This is a genomic window from Achromobacter semiaridum, assembly GCF_053543755.1.
In genome coordinates, this window is record NZ_JBLVOL010000038.1 from 23,210 (window position 1) to 38,930 (window position 15,721).

Annotated in this window: 15 protein-coding genes and 2 pseudogenes; 9 read left to right on the plus strand and 8 right to left on the minus strand. The window is 62.1% G+C overall.

Annotated features, from left to right (window positions below):
- Positions 1-50 precede the first annotated feature (50 nt).
- Complete coding sequence (locus ACNPP0_RS11830) at positions 51-776, minus strand: carbonic anhydrase (RefSeq protein WP_332607747.1); 726 nt, start codon at positions 774-776, stop codon at positions 51-53.
- A 198-nt stretch (positions 777-974) separates the two neighbouring features.
- Between ACNPP0_RS11830 and fdx the strand changes: the two genes are divergently transcribed.
- Together fdx and ACNPP0_RS11840 are read left to right on the plus strand one after the other, a co-directional pair.
- Positions 975-1,313 carry an ISC system 2Fe-2S type ferredoxin gene (fdx, locus tag ACNPP0_RS11835; RefSeq protein WP_448705984.1) on the plus strand — a complete coding sequence of 113 codons (339 nt, stop codon included), beginning with the start codon at positions 975-977 and terminating at the stop codon, positions 1,311-1,313.
- A 222-nt stretch (positions 1,314-1,535) separates the two neighbouring features.
- On the plus strand, positions 1,536-1,742 hold the full coding sequence (locus ACNPP0_RS11840) for a hypothetical protein (RefSeq protein WP_046805853.1): 207 nt from the start codon (positions 1,536-1,538) through the stop codon (positions 1,740-1,742).
- A 107-nt stretch (positions 1,743-1,849) separates the two neighbouring features.
- Here the strand turns inward: ACNPP0_RS11840 and ACNPP0_RS11845 are convergent, their stop codons facing one another.
- Complete coding sequence (locus tag ACNPP0_RS11845) at positions 1,850-2,383, minus strand: hypothetical protein (RefSeq protein WP_448705985.1); 534 nt, start codon at positions 2,381-2,383, stop codon at positions 1,850-1,852.
- Between the two features lie 151 nt (positions 2,384-2,534).
- Here ACNPP0_RS11845 and ACNPP0_RS11850 point away from each other — a divergent pair, with 151 nt between their 5' ends.
- A complete protein-coding gene (locus ACNPP0_RS11850; RefSeq protein ID WP_332607750.1) occupies positions 2,535-2,936 on the plus strand; it encodes an Imm1 family immunity protein in 402 nt (133 codons plus the stop codon).
- Positions 2,937-2,944: 8 nt separating this feature from the next.
- Here the strand turns inward: ACNPP0_RS11850 and ACNPP0_RS11855 are convergent, their stop codons facing one another.
- Both ACNPP0_RS11855 and ACNPP0_RS11860 read right to left on the minus strand, forming a co-directional pair.
- Positions 2,945-3,910 (minus strand): 2-hydroxyacid dehydrogenase, encoded by a 966-nt coding sequence (locus ACNPP0_RS11855; RefSeq protein ID WP_448705986.1) that lies wholly within the window; start codon positions 3,908-3,910, stop codon positions 2,945-2,947.
- A gap of 211 nt (positions 3,911-4,121) precedes the next feature.
- Entirely contained in the window at positions 4,122-5,117 is a 996-nt protein-coding gene (locus ACNPP0_RS11860) for a Bug family tripartite tricarboxylate transporter substrate binding protein (protein ID WP_448705987.1), read from the minus strand.
- 69 nt (positions 5,118-5,186) lie between these two features.
- Here ACNPP0_RS11860 and ACNPP0_RS11865 point away from each other — a divergent pair, with 69 nt between their 5' ends.
- The gene (locus ACNPP0_RS11865; protein WP_448705988.1) at positions 5,187-5,948 is read left to right on the plus strand and encodes a LysR substrate-binding domain-containing protein; all 762 of its coding nucleotides are present in this window, start codon (positions 5,187-5,189) and stop codon (positions 5,946-5,948) included.
- Between the two features lie 10 nt (positions 5,949-5,958).
- On the opposite strand, the gene ACNPP0_RS11870 is transcribed toward ACNPP0_RS11865, so the two are convergent.
- From ACNPP0_RS11870 to ACNPP0_RS11880, 3 genes are all read right to left on the minus strand, one after another.
- The gene (locus ACNPP0_RS11870; protein ID WP_332607754.1) at positions 5,959-6,339 is read right to left on the minus strand and encodes a DCC1-like thiol-disulfide oxidoreductase family protein; all 381 of its coding nucleotides are present in this window, start codon (positions 6,337-6,339) and stop codon (positions 5,959-5,961) included.
- Between the two features lie 83 nt (positions 6,340-6,422).
- Complete coding sequence (locus tag ACNPP0_RS11875; protein WP_448705989.1) at positions 6,423-7,844, minus strand: HdeD family acid-resistance protein; 1,422 nt, start codon at positions 7,842-7,844, stop codon at positions 6,423-6,425.
- Between the two features lie 96 nt (positions 7,845-7,940).
- Positions 7,941-8,591: a DUF2239 family protein gene (locus ACNPP0_RS11880; protein WP_448705990.1), complete on the minus strand. Its 651-nt coding sequence runs from the start codon at positions 8,589-8,591 to the stop codon at positions 7,941-7,943.
- Between the two features lie 296 nt (positions 8,592-8,887).
- Between ACNPP0_RS11880 and guaB the strand changes: the two genes are divergently transcribed.
- The 3 genes from guaB to ACNPP0_RS11895 all read left to right on the plus strand — a co-directional run bounded on the left by guaB (position 8,888) and on the right by ACNPP0_RS11895 (position 12,874).
- The gene (gene guaB, locus ACNPP0_RS11885) at positions 8,888-10,348 is read left to right on the plus strand and encodes an IMP dehydrogenase (RefSeq protein ID WP_046805860.1); all 1,461 of its coding nucleotides are present in this window, start codon (positions 8,888-8,890) and stop codon (positions 10,346-10,348) included.
- Positions 10,349-10,445: 97 nt separating this feature from the next.
- On the plus strand, positions 10,446-12,038 hold the full coding sequence (guaA, locus tag ACNPP0_RS11890; RefSeq protein WP_046805861.1) for a glutamine-hydrolyzing GMP synthase: 1,593 nt from the start codon (positions 10,446-10,448) through the stop codon (positions 12,036-12,038).
- 179 nt (positions 12,039-12,217) lie between these two features.
- Positions 12,218-12,874, plus strand: a complete 657-nt coding sequence (locus ACNPP0_RS11895; RefSeq protein ID WP_448705991.1) for a hypothetical protein — start codon at positions 12,218-12,220, stop codon at positions 12,872-12,874.
- Positions 12,875-13,161: 287 nt separating this feature from the next.
- Here the strand turns inward: ACNPP0_RS11895 and ACNPP0_RS11900 are convergent.
- Positions 13,162-13,659, minus strand: a pseudogene (locus tag ACNPP0_RS11900) (DUF932 domain-containing protein); the annotation flags it as partial.
- Here ACNPP0_RS11900 and ACNPP0_RS11905 point away from each other — a divergent pair.
- Both ACNPP0_RS11905 and fic read left to right on the plus strand, forming a co-directional pair.
- A pseudogene (locus ACNPP0_RS11905) lies at positions 13,646-13,783 on the plus strand (tyrosine-type recombinase/integrase); the annotation flags it as partial. The pseudogenes ACNPP0_RS11900 and ACNPP0_RS11905 sit on opposite strands and share 14 nt — an antisense overlap.
- A 169-nt stretch (positions 13,784-13,952) precedes the next feature.
- Entirely contained in the window at positions 13,953-15,071 is a 1,119-nt protein-coding gene (gene fic, locus ACNPP0_RS11910; RefSeq protein ID WP_448705992.1) for a protein adenylyltransferase Fic, read from the plus strand.
- Positions 15,072-15,721: the final 650 nt, after the last annotated feature.

Here is a 15,721-nt window from a genome sequence, read left to right on the forward strand (position 1 = left end):
GGCCGCCACCGTGCCCACGCGGATAAAGCTGAACAATCCGCCCCGCGCCATCAAACCAGCGTCACCTTCCCCGTGGCCAAGTCATACACGCCGCCCGCCACCATCAGCTTCTTTTGCTCGACCATGCTTTTCAACACCGGCTGCGCGGTCTGCAATCGCTGGACGGCCAAGCGGACGTTTTCAGCGATGGCGGCGGCCAGCAGGTTTTTCGGTTCGCCCTTGCTGGCGCGTTCCACGGCGGGTTTGATGGCGTTGACCAGCTCGGGCAGATGACCGGGCAGTTCGGCTTTTTCTTTCAGCACCTTTACCGTGGCATCCACCGCGCCGCAATTGTTATGGCCCAGCACCACGATCAGCGGCACGTTCAAAAACTTGGCGGCGTATTCAAAACTGGCCAAGCCATCGTCATTGACGAAGTTTCCCGCCACGCGAACGATAAATACATCGCCCGGGTTCTGGTCAAAGGCCAATTCGGGCGCCACCCGGGAGTCCGAGCAACTGAGTATCGCGGCAATCGGTTTCTGCGTTTTGACGCGAGCCGCCCGGCCCGCTGAAAAGTCCCGCATATTGGGTTTGTTGGCCGCATACCGGGCGTTGCCGGCCAGCAGTCGTTTCAACGCCTCTTCGCCACCAATATCATTGGACGGGACTTCGGCATAGGCGGTTTCCGCCCAACCCGTCGCGCCAAAGGCCGCCAGACCCGCCGCGCCCAACAGCAGACGGCGGCGGGGGTTGTGCAGCGTGGAAGCAGTCAGGCAATCAGCACAGTCGCACATAGGTTTCTCCCAAAGGACAAATGTCCAGAGAATTCGTGCGCAATCATTGTGCGGCGATAACTGTGTTTTGACGCGGTAACCCGTGTGGACTTAACAATTGTTTTGGCTGGCCGGCGCTTGACCTTGCCAGCGTGGGCATCTTTAGGCTTGGGGGTCCTGGTTTGAAACTTCCAAGACCACCCCATAAGGCGGGCCCCTATGCCAAAAATCACCGTTCTGCCCCATCCCGATCTTGCTCCCGCCGGCGCGGAACTGGACGTTCCCGCGGGAACGTCGCTTTGCGACGCGCTGCTGGACCACGGGATAGCGATTGAACATGCGTGCGAAAAAAGCCGCGCCTGCACGACTTGCCACTGCATCGTGCGCAGCGGTTTTGATGCGCTTAACGACGTGGAAGAGGGTGAAGAAGACCTGCTGGACCGCGCGTGGGGCGTTGAGCCGCAGTCGCGCTTAAGCTGTCAGGCCATCGTCGGCGAACAGGACGTGACGGTCGACATCCCGAAGTACACGGTCAACCATGCGAAGGAAAATCACTGAACCCGACGCTCGGCCGCCCTTCGCCAGTTCGCCGGCTGGGCGGCATTCTTGCGGTTGAAGGGCTTGTTTTCGATCCCTTACATCGGTGTTACGACTCGGACGATAGGATTTCGATATTCGTAACTAGGAGTCCATCATGAATAACGAGAAGCCGACACCCGAACCAAATAAGCGTCGCTGGCCTTTCGGCTATGGTGACGAATCCAATCAACTGGAGACGTCATGGACTGCTCGGTAGAAGGAAAGGTGGCCTTCGCGGACGGCCATTCGTACCATTTCGCCACGGTGGACGCCGCGCTGGCATTTGCCGAATGCGTGAAAAGCTCGCAGCAGCCCGGTCAATGCGCGGCAGCCAACGGCTGTACGCAGACGGTCAAGCTGGAGGATGTGGCGGCAGCGGAAGAGCAGGAACAGCGGGAAGACCGTTGATCAGCGGCCAGGTTCAGTCGCGCCCCGCTGGGTCATTGCACCCGGGGGCGCGACGTCGTTTAGGTCAGCCCGTTTAGGTCGCCCCCGTTTAGGTCAGTCCCTTTACGTCACGCCGTTTGCGACGCCTCTGCGATAGCCGGACGCACACTGCCGGGTTTGCCGTAATACCAGTAGGCACAAAGAAAGCCGGCCAGCATCCCGGGCAGGCCGCCCACAAATAACGGAAACACCATGTCGCGCACGGCGGCGTCTCGGCCGGAGAACGGCAAAAAGGCGCCCATTCCAAAGACCAGGCCGACCAGCGCTACTTTACCCAAGGCTTTCCAGTTGGATTGCACCGGCCGTAGCGCGCCGGCCACGATGCCGCACAGCAGCGCGGGAATGACGCCAAACAGATAAAACCAGGGCAGGCCAAAGACCATGATCATCAGGTTTTGGGGCGTTTGCGACAGCACGCTGAGAACCAGCGTAACGGCGATGCCGCCAATGGCGGGCGCGATGAACGCAAACATCAGGCCGCCCGCGAAAATATCGCTGCGTATGCGGTGGCCGGTGTCGTCCGGGCTGCGCCGGGTCACCCGATAAACCACGGATGCCACGGTGGCCAATAGCAAAATGGCGGCGGTGATGATCGATTTCATGGCGCCATTCTGGCATAAACCCCAGCTTGCGCCGGCAGGTGCTAATGCCGGTAGACTGCTTCCTTTCGCGTCCTGGATTGATACGGGGCAACGAACCGGCGCCGGCCCACGCGGGTGGCCAGGCGCCCAATATCAAGGGGGCATCAACGCTGTGAAAATAAAAAAACTGATTGAAGAACGCCGTCTGGGCGAACGCGTCGCCGTCAGCGAACGCGACGACCCGACCCACGCCGATACGCTGGCCGCGCTGGACCAGCTGGACGGCGAGCAATACAGTTCCATCGCCTTCGTGACGGAGGACGACACCGTCATGGCGATCGGGGGCGGCGATGGCGCGTTTGTCGTGTCCATCACGCTGGATGACGACGCGCGCATCTATACGCTGATCGACCCGTCGCGGTCCGAAGACCACGACCAGGAAGTGGTGGTGGGTGGGCAGGCGGGCAGCTACCAGCAATACCAATGCGTGGACCGTGACATGGCGAGGGCGGCGCTGCTGCATTTCCACCAGGAAGGCGCGCCGTCACCCGACCTGCAATGGGTTAGCGAGTAGGGCAGGCTTCACACCACGCGCGTCAGCACCTTCTCTTCCTGGAACCATCCGTCCAGATTCGCCGCCATCAACTCGGCCATGGCGCGGCGGGTTTCGTGCGTGCCGCTGGCGATGTGGGGCAACAGCACCACGTTGTCCATTGCGTGCAGGGCGGCCGGGGTCTTGGGTTCATGTTCGAACACGTCCAGCCCCGCGCCCGCAATCCGCTTGCCTTCCAGGGCGCTGACCAGCGCGGCCTCGTCCACGACCGTGCCGCGCGCGATATTGATAAGCCACCCATCGGGGCCCAGCGCTTCCAGGACACGCGCGTTCACCATGTGCTGCGTGGCGCCGCCACCGGGCACCGCCAGCACCAGGAAGTCGCACTGCGCGGCCAGCGTTTCGATGTCCGGGACGTAGCGGTATTCCGCCGGCGCATCCGCGCGCGGCTTGCGGTTGGTGTACAGGATCTCCATATCGAACGCGGCGGCGCGGCGGGCGATCTGCAAGCCGATATTGCCCAGGCCCACGATGCCGCAGCGCTTGCCGCTCAAGCGGGTGCCCAGCGGAAAGCCTTCGTTGGGCCAGCGGCCGGCGCGCACGAAGCGGTCGGCTTGGGCGATGCGGCGCGGCGCGGCCAGCATCAAGGCCAGCGCGGTGTCCGCCACGCAGGCGTCCAGCACGCCGGGCGTGTTGGTGACGACCACGCCGCGTTCGCGGGCGGCCGCCAGGTCAATCGTGTCGTAACCCACGCCAAAACTGAAAATGCCTTCCAGCGCGGGCAGCGCGTTGATCAGGTCGGCGGTAGCGCCAAAGCGTCCGCTGGTGGCGATGCCGCGTATGTTGGCGCCGTGTTCGCGCAGCAGCGCATCGGCGTCGGCGGCTTCCCACAGGCGATGCACGTGATAGCGCGATTCCAGGTCGGCGACCAGATCGGGCAGCAATGGGCCGACCATCAACAGGTGCGGGGCTAGGGAGGGCTTGGAATCTGTCATGGATGCGGCTTATTGGAAAGGCTGAAAGAAAATGGCGGAATGAAAGGGCGCGAAGGGGCTGAATGAAAGGGCTGAATGGAAGGGCTGAAAAGAAAGCGGCTTAAGGAAAGGGCTGAGAAGAAAGCGGCTGAATGAAGACGGCTAAACAAAGACGGCTAAATGAAGACGGCTATATGAAAGCGACCGGCCCGAACATCGGGCCGGTCAACGATCAATTGGTCTGAATATTACGGGTCTTGATGATCTGCCCATAGCGCGCGCGTTCGCTTGCGGCCAGCTCTTGCAACTGCTGCGGGGTGGAACCGTGCGCGACGGCGCCTTGCGATTCCAGCTTGGTCTTCATGACCGGGTCGTTGGCCACATCGCGGATGGCTTGCGACAGCTTTTCGATCACGGCGGGCGGCGTGCCGGCCGGCGCCAGCACGGCGGTCCACGAGCCGGATTGCGCGTTCGTCACGCCGGCTTCATCGATCGTGGGCACGTCGGGCATGGCGGGCGAACGCGTCGCGCCCGTAACGGCCAGCGCGCGCAGCTTGCCGCCGGTGACGTACGGCATGGTTTCCAGCACGGAGGCAAACAGCATGTCGACGCGGCCGGCCATCAGATCGGTCATGGCGGGGCCGCCGCCTTTGTACGGCACGTGCATCAGGTCCACGCCCGTGGCCTGTTGAAAGATCTCGCCGGACAGGTGCGGCGCGCCGCCCGTGCCCGAACTGGCGAATGTGTGCTTGCCGGGTTCGGCCTTGGCCAGCTTGACTAACTCGCCCACGTTCTTGGCGGGCAGGGTGGTCGGCACGACCAGCACAAAGGGCAGGTCTGAAAAGAGCGACACGGGGGCGAAGGCGGTGGCGGGGTCCGAATGCAGCTTGTAGATCCACGGGTTGATCGCCAGCATGCCCGAATTGGCGAACAGCAGCGTGTAGCCGTCGGCGGGCGAACGCGCCACCAGATCGGCGGCGATCTGGCCGCCCGCGCCGGGGCGGTTGTCCACCACCACGGAAGACGCCAACTTGTCGCCCAAGGCCGCCGCCAACAGGCGCGCCGAGATGTCGGTGCCGCCGCCCGGTGAAAAAGGCACGATCAGGTTGATCGGGCGCTCGGGGTACCCGGCGGCCTGCGCGCCGAACGGCAACGCGGCGGTGGCGGTCAGGGCCAGCGCCGCGGCAATGAGCCGGATGCGGGGGCGGGCGATGGGGGTTGTCTCCATGTCTTTTCTCTTTTTGGGGTGGGAAACGGCTTGCGCCGCGAAAAATTACCGTGCTGCGGTGATGCTCCTTTGAACAGCCGGCAGGTGCTGCTAAGCGCGGCCGGTCGCCGGTTTCTTCGGGATGCGCGCCATTTGCTGGAGTTCTCGGCGCGAGCCGCCGCCACGGCACGGCGCACGTCGGGCGGAGAGGCCGGGCACATCACCCTGGGCTTTACCGCCGTGGCGTCCTACCGCTTGATGCCGTCGATGATCATGCAGGCGCGCAAGCTGTTGGCAGGCGTTGAAATCCAGCTGCGCGAAACAGTCAGCACCGACCTGGCGCGGCTGCTGGTGGCACGCGAGCTTGACGCGATTCTGGCGCGCAGCGTGCCGCAGCAGGCGGGCATTGAATCGCGGTTGGTCGAACGTGAACCGCTGGTGCTGGCCTTGCCGGCCGGGTCGGCGTTATGCGAACACGAGACGGTGCCGCTGCGCCTGTTGCAAGGCCAGCCCTTCGTGCTGTATTCGCCGCGTGAAGGCAAGTACTTCTATGACCGTATCGTGGGCGCGTTTGGGCTGGCGGATGTGCAGCCGGACTATGTGCAGCGCGCCGGGCAAACGCATACATTGCTGGCGCTGGTGCGGGCGGGGCTGGGCGTGGGCATCGTGCCGGATTCCGCGCGCGAACTGCGCTTTGAAGGCGTGGAGTTTCGTCCGATCGGCCAGCGTGACCTGTACGCGGATATGTACTTGGCGTGGCACGCCCAGCACGATAATCCGGCGCTGGACGCGTTTCTGGAACGGGTAGTGGGCGTGGATGGCGTGGAGGGAAAGCGGCGCGGCGCGCCGTAGTCCGCCGCGCCTACAGTTGCATCTTTCGCTTGCCCAGCAGCGTCAATGCCAAACTACGGCCGGTGCGCATGAAGGGGTACAGCGCCGTGGACAGGCAGGGGTTGCGAAACACGGCGGCGTTCACGCTGTTGAACAAGTCATTGCCCGTGCTGATCAGGGCTAGCCGGTTGATGCAATCCGCGCCCCAGTAGTCTTGCCCGTCCAGATGCAGCAGCATGCCCTGGTTCAGGTCATACCCTTGCGCCTTGTAAGCCACGGCCAGATCGGGATGGTCGCGCATGTTCAGCAGGTCGATCGGGCCCACCGCTTTCTGCAATTGCAGCATCCGCACGTAGTTCGAGCAGAAGGGGCAGTCTCCGTCGTACAGCAGGAAGTTCTTGGAGATGGACATGATGCACCTTGGGTTGAAAACACAGGTCCATTAAAGCGCAATGCGCGCCGCTGTGCGCGGCGCGTTTCGGCAGGCGTCGGCCTTTACCCTTGCGCGGGCGGGCGGCGCGTGGCCGCGTCCCGATCCTGGTCGCGCCAGCGCGTGCGCAGCTGTCCGATCTGGCGCAGCGCCGCTTGCGACATTTTCCACCAGCCGAACGGCCGGGGGTCGGCCAGCATGCTCATGGCGCGCGCGTAGTCCAGCGTCAGCCCAGGCGTCCAGGCCATCGTCAGGGCGCGTTTACGAACCTGCGAGGCCACCCACAATTCCGGCGTCAACAGCAGGCGCAGCAATACGCGCCAGCCGGCCTGGCTGCCATGCAGCCGCCCCACCACGCCATCCAGCGCGGCATCCAGCGCCCGGGCGACCGAGCTTGAGCAGTTGCGGTGAGTCAGGTTGTAGGTGCTGTCCTGGCGATACTCCTGCCAGAAATCGGCCAATTTCTGCGCGTCGTAATTGCGAAAACGCACACGCACGGTCGATGGGCACCAGGCTTTGGATTCTGTGGGGTAGTCGGGTTGATAGACGCCAGGGATGTCGTTTTCCGCGGTGGCGCGCAGCAGGTTGCCGAATTCATCGGGCGAGCGGTCGATTTCGTCGCGCGGGTACAGGCTGATGTAGATGCCTTCTGGCGATTCCAGCGCGGCATGCCCGGTCGAGATCACGCCGTTGACGTCCACGGCGGCAATGTAGCGATCCACCAGCGGAAGGTTGCGCGTTTGCGCCTTGGCCGAGCCGGACGGCGTCCACACGTGCACCGTCAACGCGGGCTCGGAGTCGGCGGGCGGGCCGTCCCACATGGTGGGGCCAAGGGGGCGGGGCGACACCCCCGACCCTGCCTGCGAAGCCAAGGTAGAAGCGGGCTCCGACGGCATGAAGTCCGGCGACGCGTTGGATGCGAATGCGGGGTTCGACGCCAGGTGCCTGACCCGCCGCGCCAGCCACAGCAGCTTCACGCCCGCGATGCCCAGGAACAGTCCCAGGCAATACGGCACGGTGCCGACATAGTTGGTGGGGTAGGGCTGGAAGAAGAAAATGGCCAGCAGGATTTCTGCAATGCCGCCCGCAAAGGCGTAGCGCCAACGCTCGTAGCGCACCACATACGCGGCCAGGCACTGCAACACGCCGTCGGTCAGGAACAAGGCGCCAAAAATCATCGACAAGGCAAAGTGCCCGTGGTGGTGGCCGGCCAGGATCAAGCTGCCGGCCAGCAGCACGAACAGCCCTTTCGCATAGCGCAGCACACGCTGCCCGCCCACGCCGCTGGACGCGATCATCAGCGTGGCCAGCCCTTCGATGATGAAGAGGATGGCGAAGGCGTTCAGCGGAAAGTACAGCGCGTTGTCCAGCGCGTCGATGAAGACGAAAACGCCCGCGATTAGAAAGAACAACCCGGCCGCGAACAGGCCCTTCCAGCGCTTGCGCAGATACGGGACTCCCAATAGCAGCAATACAAGTTGTGGCATGCCTGTGTTCCGGTTCAAGAAGGGCGAAGGGCGAAAACCGAATCGTACAGAAACTTGATGGCTTTTTTATCTTTATGGCCGGCGCTGCGCCGGCGGCTAGGGCTGCGGCTGGGGCGTCGTCTGCGCATCCCATGCCAAGCGCATCGCATAGCCGCGCACGTCTTTCGGCCACGCGGCGACACACTGCACGTAGCGGTCGCGATCATCGGCATACAGCGCGCGGGTGGCTTCTTCAAAGCCGGGCAGGTTGCCGGCCATGCCGGACATGAACCGGTACGCCGCTTCCTGGCGCTGACGTCGCTGACCTTGCGCGTCGTTGTCGCGGCGAGCCTGTTCCACCAGCTTGCGCAACGCCACCGACGCACCGCCCGGCTGCGCGCCCAGCCAATCCCAATGCCTGGGCAACAGCGTGACTTCGCGCGCCACCACGCCCAGCTTGGGCCGGCCGCGCCCGCGCGGCGGCAGGGCGGCGCTGTCGGACATCTCATTCGATTCGGGGGGCGCGCCGACGGGCGCCGCGCCGACGGGCGAACGGTAGCGGTCGGCAACCTGCGCGTCGGACCCGGACAGGTTCAGGTCGGTCTGCGTGCCGCTGCCGTCCTGATAGACAAGCAGTGCCTGCGCCCCATCGGCGTCCATGGCGCGCTTGACGGCAACCGCCACGTCGGCCAGCGGCCCGGCGGCAAGTATTCGGTGGCCTTCGAAGGCGGTGTAGGTGGGCGCGGGCGAGTGAACAAGGGTAGTCATGGCGTATGGGTTCCGGTGGCCAATATCGGGTTGGATGCGTCCAACGCCTTTTGTGAAACGGAGGCGGAAACGTAGCGCAATTATGACCCGGGTAAAAATAGCTTGTCAATAACGCCCGGGTAAAAATAGTTGTGGGATTCATGTGTCGGGGCTATAACCCGGGCACTGATTCCGGCGCCCATGCGTGCCGGCCTGGCTGCGCCGTACCCTGTAAAAAACCCTGCATAAACCTAGGGTAGACACCTAGAAAAAATCAGCGGGCGGCGTATAATCTTGCTTTGCGCCCGGAGTTACCCATGCGTCTCGTTCAAAAAGCGCTCACCTTCGACGATGTGTTGTTGGTGCCTGCGTATTCCGAGGTGTTGCCGCGCGACACCTCCCTGGCCACCCGCCTGACCCGCAATATCAGCCTGAATATTCCGCTTGTGTCCGCCGCCATGGACACCGTCACCGAGTCGCGCCTGGCTATCGCCATGGCCCAAGAAGGTGGCATCGGCATCATTCACAAGAATTTGACCGCCGATCAGCAAGCCCGTGAAGTGGCTCGCGTCAAGCGCCACGAATTCGGCATCGTGATCGATCCGGTCACCGTCACCCCCCAAATGAAAGTGCGCGACGCCATCGCGTTGCAGCGCCAGCATGGCATTTCGGGCCTGCCGGTCGTTGAAGGCCGCAAGCTGGTCGGCATCGTGACCAATCGCGATCTGCGTTTTGAAGAAAACCTGGATCAACCCCTGCGCAACATCATGACGCCGCAGGAACGCCTGGTCACCATGAAGGAAGGCGCCACGCTGGACGAGGCGCAGGCGCTGATGCACAAGCACCGTCTGGAACGCGTGCTGATCGTGAACGACGGCTTTGAGCTGCGTGGCCTGGCCACCGTCAAAGACATCGTCAAGAACACCGAACACCCGATGGCCAGCAAAGACGGCCAAGGCCAGTTGCGCGTCGGCGCGGCCGTGGGCGTGGGCGCGGGCACCGAAGAGCGCGTGGAAAAGCTGGTTGCCGCCGGCGTTGACGTCCTGATCGTCGATACCGCGCACGGCCACTCCAAGGGCGTGCTGGAAGGCGTGCGCTGGGTCAAGCAAAACTACCCCAAGGTTGAAGTCATTGGCGGCAACATCGCCACCGCCGCCGCCGCGCGCGCGCTGGTCGAATATGGCGCCGACGGCGTCAAGGTCGGTATCGGCCCCGGCTCCATCTGCACCACGCGTATCGTCGCCGGTGTCGGCGTGCCGCAGATCCATGCCATTTCCGAAGTTGCCAAGGCGCTGGAAGGCACGGGCGTTCCGCTGATCGCCGACGGCGGCATCCGCTACTCGGGCGACGTCGCCAAGGCGCTGGCCGCCGGCGCGTTCTCGTGCATGATGGGCGGCATGTTCGCCGGCACGGAAGAAGCCCCGGGCGAAGTCGTGTTGTTCCAAGGCCGCTCGTACAAGTCGTACCGCGGCATGGGCAGCCTGGGCGCCATGACGGACGGCTCGGCCGACCGCTACTTCCAGGACCCGGCCAACAACGCCGACAAGCTCGTCCCCGAAGGCATCGAAGGCCGCGTGCCCTACAAGGGCAGCGTGCTGGCCATCATTTACCAATTGGTCGGCGGCATCCGCGCCTCGATGGGCTACTGCGGCGCCGCCACCATTGACGACATGCGCACCAAGGCCGAATTCGTGGAGATCACCTCCGCCGGCGTGCGCGAGTCCCACGTACACGACGTGCAGATCACCAAGGAAGCGCCTAACTACCGCGCCGACTGATCCGTACAGTCAACTACAATGTCATGCATCACGCACCGGCAGAATCGCATAACAATGCGGTTTTGCCGGTGCGGTTTTATTTAATCGGTAGAGCTCAATGCACCAGCGCATCCTCATTCTTGATTACGGCTCGCAAGTCACCCAACTGATTGCCCGCCGCGTCCGCGAAGCCGGCGTCTATTCCGAAGTGCACCCCGGCGACGTCGACGACGCCTTCGTGCGCGACCAAATGGCGCAAGGCCTGAAGGGCATCATCCTGTCCGGCAGCCACGCATCGGCCTACGAAGAAGGCTCGATGCGCGTGCCGCACGCCGTCTTCGAATTGGGCGTGCCGGTGCTGGGCATCTGCTACGGCATGCAATCCATGGCGCAGCAACTGGGCGGCGTGGTCAGCTTCTCGGACCACCGCGAATTCGGCTACGCCGAAGTGCGCGCGCACGGCCACACCAAGCTGCTGGAAGGCCTGGACGACTTCACCACGCCCGAAGGCCACGGCATGCTGAAGGTCTGGATGAGCCACGGCGACAAGGTCACCGAGCTGCCCCCGGGCTTCAAGCTGATGGCCTCCACGCCGTCGTGCCCCATCGCCGGCATGGCCGACGAAGACCGCCGTTTCTACGCCGTTCAGTTCCACCCCGAAGTCACGCACACCGTCCAAGGCAAGGCCATGCTGGCCCGCTTCGTGAACGAGATCTGCGAATGCCAGGGCGACTGGAACATGCCCGACTACGTCGCCGAAGCCGTCGCCCGCATCCGCGAGCAAGTCGGCACCGACGAAGTCATCCTGGGTCTGTCCGGCGGCGTGGATTCCTCGGTGGCTGCTGCCCTGATCCACAAGGCCATCGGCGACCAGCTCACCTGCGTGTTCGTCGACCACGGCCTGTTGCGCCTGGACGAAGGCAAACAGGTCATGCAGACCTTCGCCGAAAACATGGGCGTGAAGATCATTCACGTCGACGCCACCGCCCAATTCATGGGCAAGCTGTCCGGCGTGGCTGACCCCGAAGCCAAGCGCAAGATCATCGGCCGCGAATTCGTCGAAGTGTTCCAGGAACAAGCCGGCAAGCAGCAAAGCGCCAAGTGGCTGGCCCAGGGCACGATCTACCCCGACGTCATCGAATCCGCCGGCGCCAAGACGGGCAAGGCCACGTCGATCAAGTCGCACCACAACGTGGGCGGCCTGCCGGATACGCTGAACCTGCAACTGCTGGAACCCCTGCGCGAACTGTTCAAGGACGAAGTCCGCGAACTGGGCGTTGCGTTGGGGTTGCCGCCGCAAATGGTCTACCGCCACCCGTTCCCGGGTCCGGGTTTGGGTGTTCGGATTCTGGGCGAAGTGAAGCATGAATATGCGGAACTGCTGCGCCGCGCCGATGCGATCTTCATTGAAGAATTGCGCAATACCAAGGATGAGGCTAGTGGCCTGACTTGGTACGAGCTGACGTCGCAAGCGTTTGCCGTGTTCCTGCCGGTGAAGTCGGTGGGCGTGATGGGCGATGGGCGGACGTATGAGTACGTGGTTGCTTTGCGTGCGGTCCAGACGTTTGACTTCATGACGGCCGACTGGGCGCCGCTGCCACACCCGCTGCTGGCTCGCGTTTCTTCGCGGATCATTAATGAAGTGCGCGGGATTAATCGGGTTGTGTATGACGTGTCGAGCAAACCGCCGGCGACGATTGAGTGGGAGTGAGTTGAGCGTTTTAGGTAATTAACGTGCGAATGAAAATGCCGGGGAGACCACCGCGAGATGCGGATGGTGCCCCGGTTTTTTTTGTGCCTAAGTCGGTTCTGGAGCAAGACGACGAGCAGAGGCTCTGTGTTTGGTTTGCCTGTCAATCAGTGCTGTTTGGTAATTGCTATAGACAGCTCATGCCTTCTTTTTTCGACAAGGTGAGACTTGATAGCGGGGTGATGATCGCGACGACAGTCCCATCTCGAGACATATTGCCTGCGATGTCTTTTCCTGGAGATATCGATCTTTTGATCATTCCTTATGTAGGTGATCATTTACTGGTAACCCAGACGCTAGCGGTTGAAGTCAAGATTGTGCGCGCCAAGTTTCACGCTCAGGGCAAGTCGCCTAATGACTTCGGATTCTCGCAAGCAAACGGCATGGTTCGACATGGTTTTCCGTTTGTGGGAGTTGCCCATCTGATCGTCTCGGACAGTAGCCCGATGAAAGCGTGGCGATCCATGCATGCCGTGGACGTCATTGATGCAGAAAGCGGGCGCGTTAGTGAACCGAGAGAGGTCTTCGTGGATATGCTGCCCGCAGACCTAATAAAAAGATCTTATGGGCGATTGCTAAAAAATTGCCAATCCAAACAGGTCGGCCTTCTTGCTGCATACATGGGGGAAGGCGGAAATTGGATTCCGGATGGGCGCCAAGCCAGAAAGAACCGAGCGCTGAGTCGGGAAACCTTGAACGCAATTGCGCATTATTACCGCGAAAATTTATGGAGGTTCCGGGATTTGCCTCGGTTTCCTGACGACTTGCAAAGAAGAAAAGTTAGTTCGGCTCACTAGTGCTGCTCGTCTAGGTAATCTGATGAGCTCGGGCACATAGGACGGCCCGATTTCAACAGTGCAACTGTGCAAGAGAGCACTCGACTTCATTAAGATCGTCAAGAAGAAGGCGCGGCTCTACTTTTTCGGCAAACCGGCTGCCTCTCGCGTTTGCATAGAAGAAATCGATCAAGTGAACGATTTTTGACAGTATTGGATCAACCATGCAACTTGCCAATAGAGACGCAAGCAAGTGGGCGACGACGAAGTGATCCTGGGCCTGTCGGGTGGCTTGGCGGCGACCGTTCGCGGCGCGGCATTAGGATTTGGCTTTCCGTGATGGGCGCGGGCTTGTCGTCGTACTTCAACGCCAGCGCAGCGCGGGCGAACACTTCCGAATCACCGGTGTCGAGTGCGATGGCCTGCATGGCGTCACGGGATTTCTGCGCCCGGTCGAAGCCGTGCAGGACTTCGTAAGCGCCTTCGATGACATGCGTGACCACGTCGCCCTTGTGGGGTATGCGCACGTCTGCCACGGTGTCGCCGCAGACCACGCCGTTTTGGCACACGAAGCGGAACATTCCGGCGAGCATCTGATAGCTTCTGGTGCCGTCATGCGAGTTCAGCAGGATGATTTCGTTGGCCTCACGGCCGTTGATCTGGCTAGCATGGCGCAGGCGGATCATGTGTTTGGTGTAGTCGCGGCGGTCGTCGTTGCGCACGCGGGCCTGGCACACCATGAAAGGCTCGAAGCCTTCCCCGCGCAGTTCTTGCAGCACGGTGGCGGTTGGTATGTACGTGTCGCGACAGGCGATGGACATCTTCGTGGCACTGCACACCTGCGCGGCAGGCTCGCGATTTGTTTTGCCGTCGCGTTATGACCCCGACAGGTGCATGTCGCATGCAACGATCAACCGCGTGACCCAGCTCTGATGTTTTTAAGCTGTGTTTTGGGGACATGTTGAGGGGCTTATGCCGTCAAGAACGACATGAGTATCCCTCGTGTCGCTATTTCAGTGAAATAAGAACATGATTCGTTGACGTGTCGCCCCCAGCGACATAAGCTGAGAACGTGTCGTCAGAATGGCATTTTTTCATCATGAGTGATATTGCACTTGCCTGGCATCCAGAGCAGTCTCACAACCAGTTGCCAGCGTTACCCCCAGCGCATGAGTTGGAGACCCGGCCCGTGCTCAAGGCCTGTATCGAGGCCCGTGCCGCGTTGGCCGGACTCAAGCAGGCGGCCGAGTTGATTCCCAACCAGGCGATGCTGATCAACACCATTCCGTTGCTGGAGGCCAAGGACAGCTCGGAAATCGAGAACATCGTCACCACCACCGACCAACTGTTCCAGTACGCGCAAGGCCACGATAACGCTGATCCTGCCACCAAGGAGGCGCTGCGTTACCGCACCGCGCTGCACCAAGGTTTTCAGTCGCTCAAGACGCGGCCGTTGTGTATCGCCACCGCCGTGGATGTCTGTCGCACCCTCAAAGGGGTGGACATGGACATCCGCCGCACCCCAGGCACTCAACTCGCCAACGATCGCACGGGAGAGGTGGTCTACACCCCGCCCGAAGGCGAGGCCCGCTTGCGTGACATGCTGGCGAACTGGGAGCGCTTCCTGCACAACCAGGTCGACCTGGATCCGCTGATCCGCATGGCCGTGGGTCACTACCAGTTTGAGGCTATCCACCCGTTCACCGACGGCAACGGCCGTACCGGCCGCGTGCTCAACATCCTCTACCTTATCCAGGAAGAACTGCTGAATCTGCCGATCCTGTATCTCAGTCGCCATGTGATTGCGCACAAGGCCGACTACTACCACCTGCTGCTCAGTGTGACGCGAGATGGCGCCTGGGAACCCTGGCTGCTGTTCATGCTGCAGGCCGTCGCCGACACGTCCAAATGGACGACAGGGAAGATCGCGGCCATTCGCGGGCTGGCCGAACACACCACCGAGTACGTGCGCACACGCCTGCCCAAGATCTACACCCGCGAATTGGTGGATGTCATCTTTGAACAGCCCTATTGCCGCATCGGCAACCTGGTGGACAAAGGGATTGCCCAACGCCAAGCCGCCTCGCGCTATCTGCACGACTTGGCGGGCGTGGGGGTGTTGCGCGAAATGCCGTTCGGCAAGGAAAAGCTATTCATACACCCCAAGCTGATGCAACTGATCAGCCGGGACAACAACCACTTCCAGCCTTACGCGTGAAGTGCCGAGGTGAATTGACGTCCTTCAGGCTATCGCCGGCCAACAAAACAGGTTGGCGGTAGAACTGACGTCAACAACAAGAACACACGGGCGGCACCGTATCTGACTCAGTCATGCCCCTGCATGTGTGCCAGTCCCTGCAATACGATGGCAAGTCCGCCGCGAAACTCCGCGTCTGGCCCTATACGCCGTGCCACATGCGCCGTTGCGGCCAGCAATGGGTATTCATCCAGCGGCAATTCGGCCATTGCGTCGGTGCTCGGCCCATCAAGTGGGCCGAGATGCTGGGCCTGGAGCGCGCCACTGATCCCACGGTGCATGAGGTGTCGATTTGGTATCGACGGTCGCAAGTACCTGATCGACCACCAATCGTTCCAGCGCCTCGCGATCCTTGACATAGCGATACAAAGACATGGCTCCGACGCCGAGTTCCGCGGCCGTTGTTCGCATGGAGAGTACAGCCAACCCGTCGGGAACATATCTATGACCAGTGGTCGGTCGATGACCTTCTGATCGAGGCTGGGAAGAACCGATAAGCAGATGGATGGGAACGGCATGAGCCTGGGCCAGGCAGTTCGAGCGCCAATCGTATGGCGTGTCGGCGCATAACGCCGTCAGGCTCTCGGGCTATGCCCCGTGCCGGCAGCGCC

What these genes read in the sequence shown, in the direction of transcription:
- ACNPP0_RS11860 (WP_448705987.1), bottom strand. Translation starts at nt 5,117, where the DNA reads ATGGAGACAACCCCCATCGCCCGCCCCCGCATCCGGCTCATTGCCGCG.
- ACNPP0_RS11845 (WP_448705985.1), bottom strand. Translation starts at nt 2,383, where the DNA reads ATGAAATCGATCATCACCGCCGCCATTTTGCTATTGGCCACCGTGGCA.
- fdx (WP_448705984.1), top strand. Translation starts at nt 975, where the DNA reads ATGCCAAAAATCACCGTTCTGCCCCATCCCGATCTTGCTCCCGCCGGC.
- ACNPP0_RS11830 (WP_332607747.1), bottom strand. Translation starts at nt 776, where the DNA reads ATGTGCGACTGTGCTGATTGCCTGACTGCTTCCACGCTGCACAACCCC.
- fic (WP_448705992.1), top strand. Translation starts at nt 13,953, where the DNA reads ATGAGTGATATTGCACTTGCCTGGCATCCAGAGCAGTCTCACAACCAG.
- ACNPP0_RS11870 (WP_332607754.1), bottom strand. Translation starts at nt 6,339, where the DNA reads ATGTCCATCTCCAAGAACTTCCTGCTGTACGACGGAGACTGCCCCTTC.
- guaB (WP_046805860.1), top strand. Translation starts at nt 8,888, where the DNA reads ATGCGTCTCGTTCAAAAAGCGCTCACCTTCGACGATGTGTTGTTGGTG.
- ACNPP0_RS11880 (WP_448705990.1), bottom strand. Translation starts at nt 8,591, where the DNA reads ATGACTACCCTTGTTCACTCGCCCGCGCCCACCTACACCGCCTTCGAA.
- ACNPP0_RS11875 (WP_448705989.1), bottom strand. Translation starts at nt 7,844, where the DNA reads ATGCCACAACTTGTATTGCTGCTATTGGGAGTCCCGTATCTGCGCAAG.
- guaA (WP_046805861.1), top strand. Translation starts at nt 10,446, where the DNA reads ATGCACCAGCGCATCCTCATTCTTGATTACGGCTCGCAAGTCACCCAA.
- ACNPP0_RS11840 (WP_046805853.1), top strand. Translation starts at nt 1,536, where the DNA reads ATGGACTGCTCGGTAGAAGGAAAGGTGGCCTTCGCGGACGGCCATTCG.
- ACNPP0_RS11855 (WP_448705986.1), bottom strand. Translation starts at nt 3,910, where the DNA reads ATGACAGATTCCAAGCCCTCCCTAGCCCCGCACCTGTTGATGGTCGGC.
- ACNPP0_RS11895 (WP_448705991.1), top strand. Translation starts at nt 12,218, where the DNA reads ATGCCTTCTTTTTTCGACAAGGTGAGACTTGATAGCGGGGTGATGATC.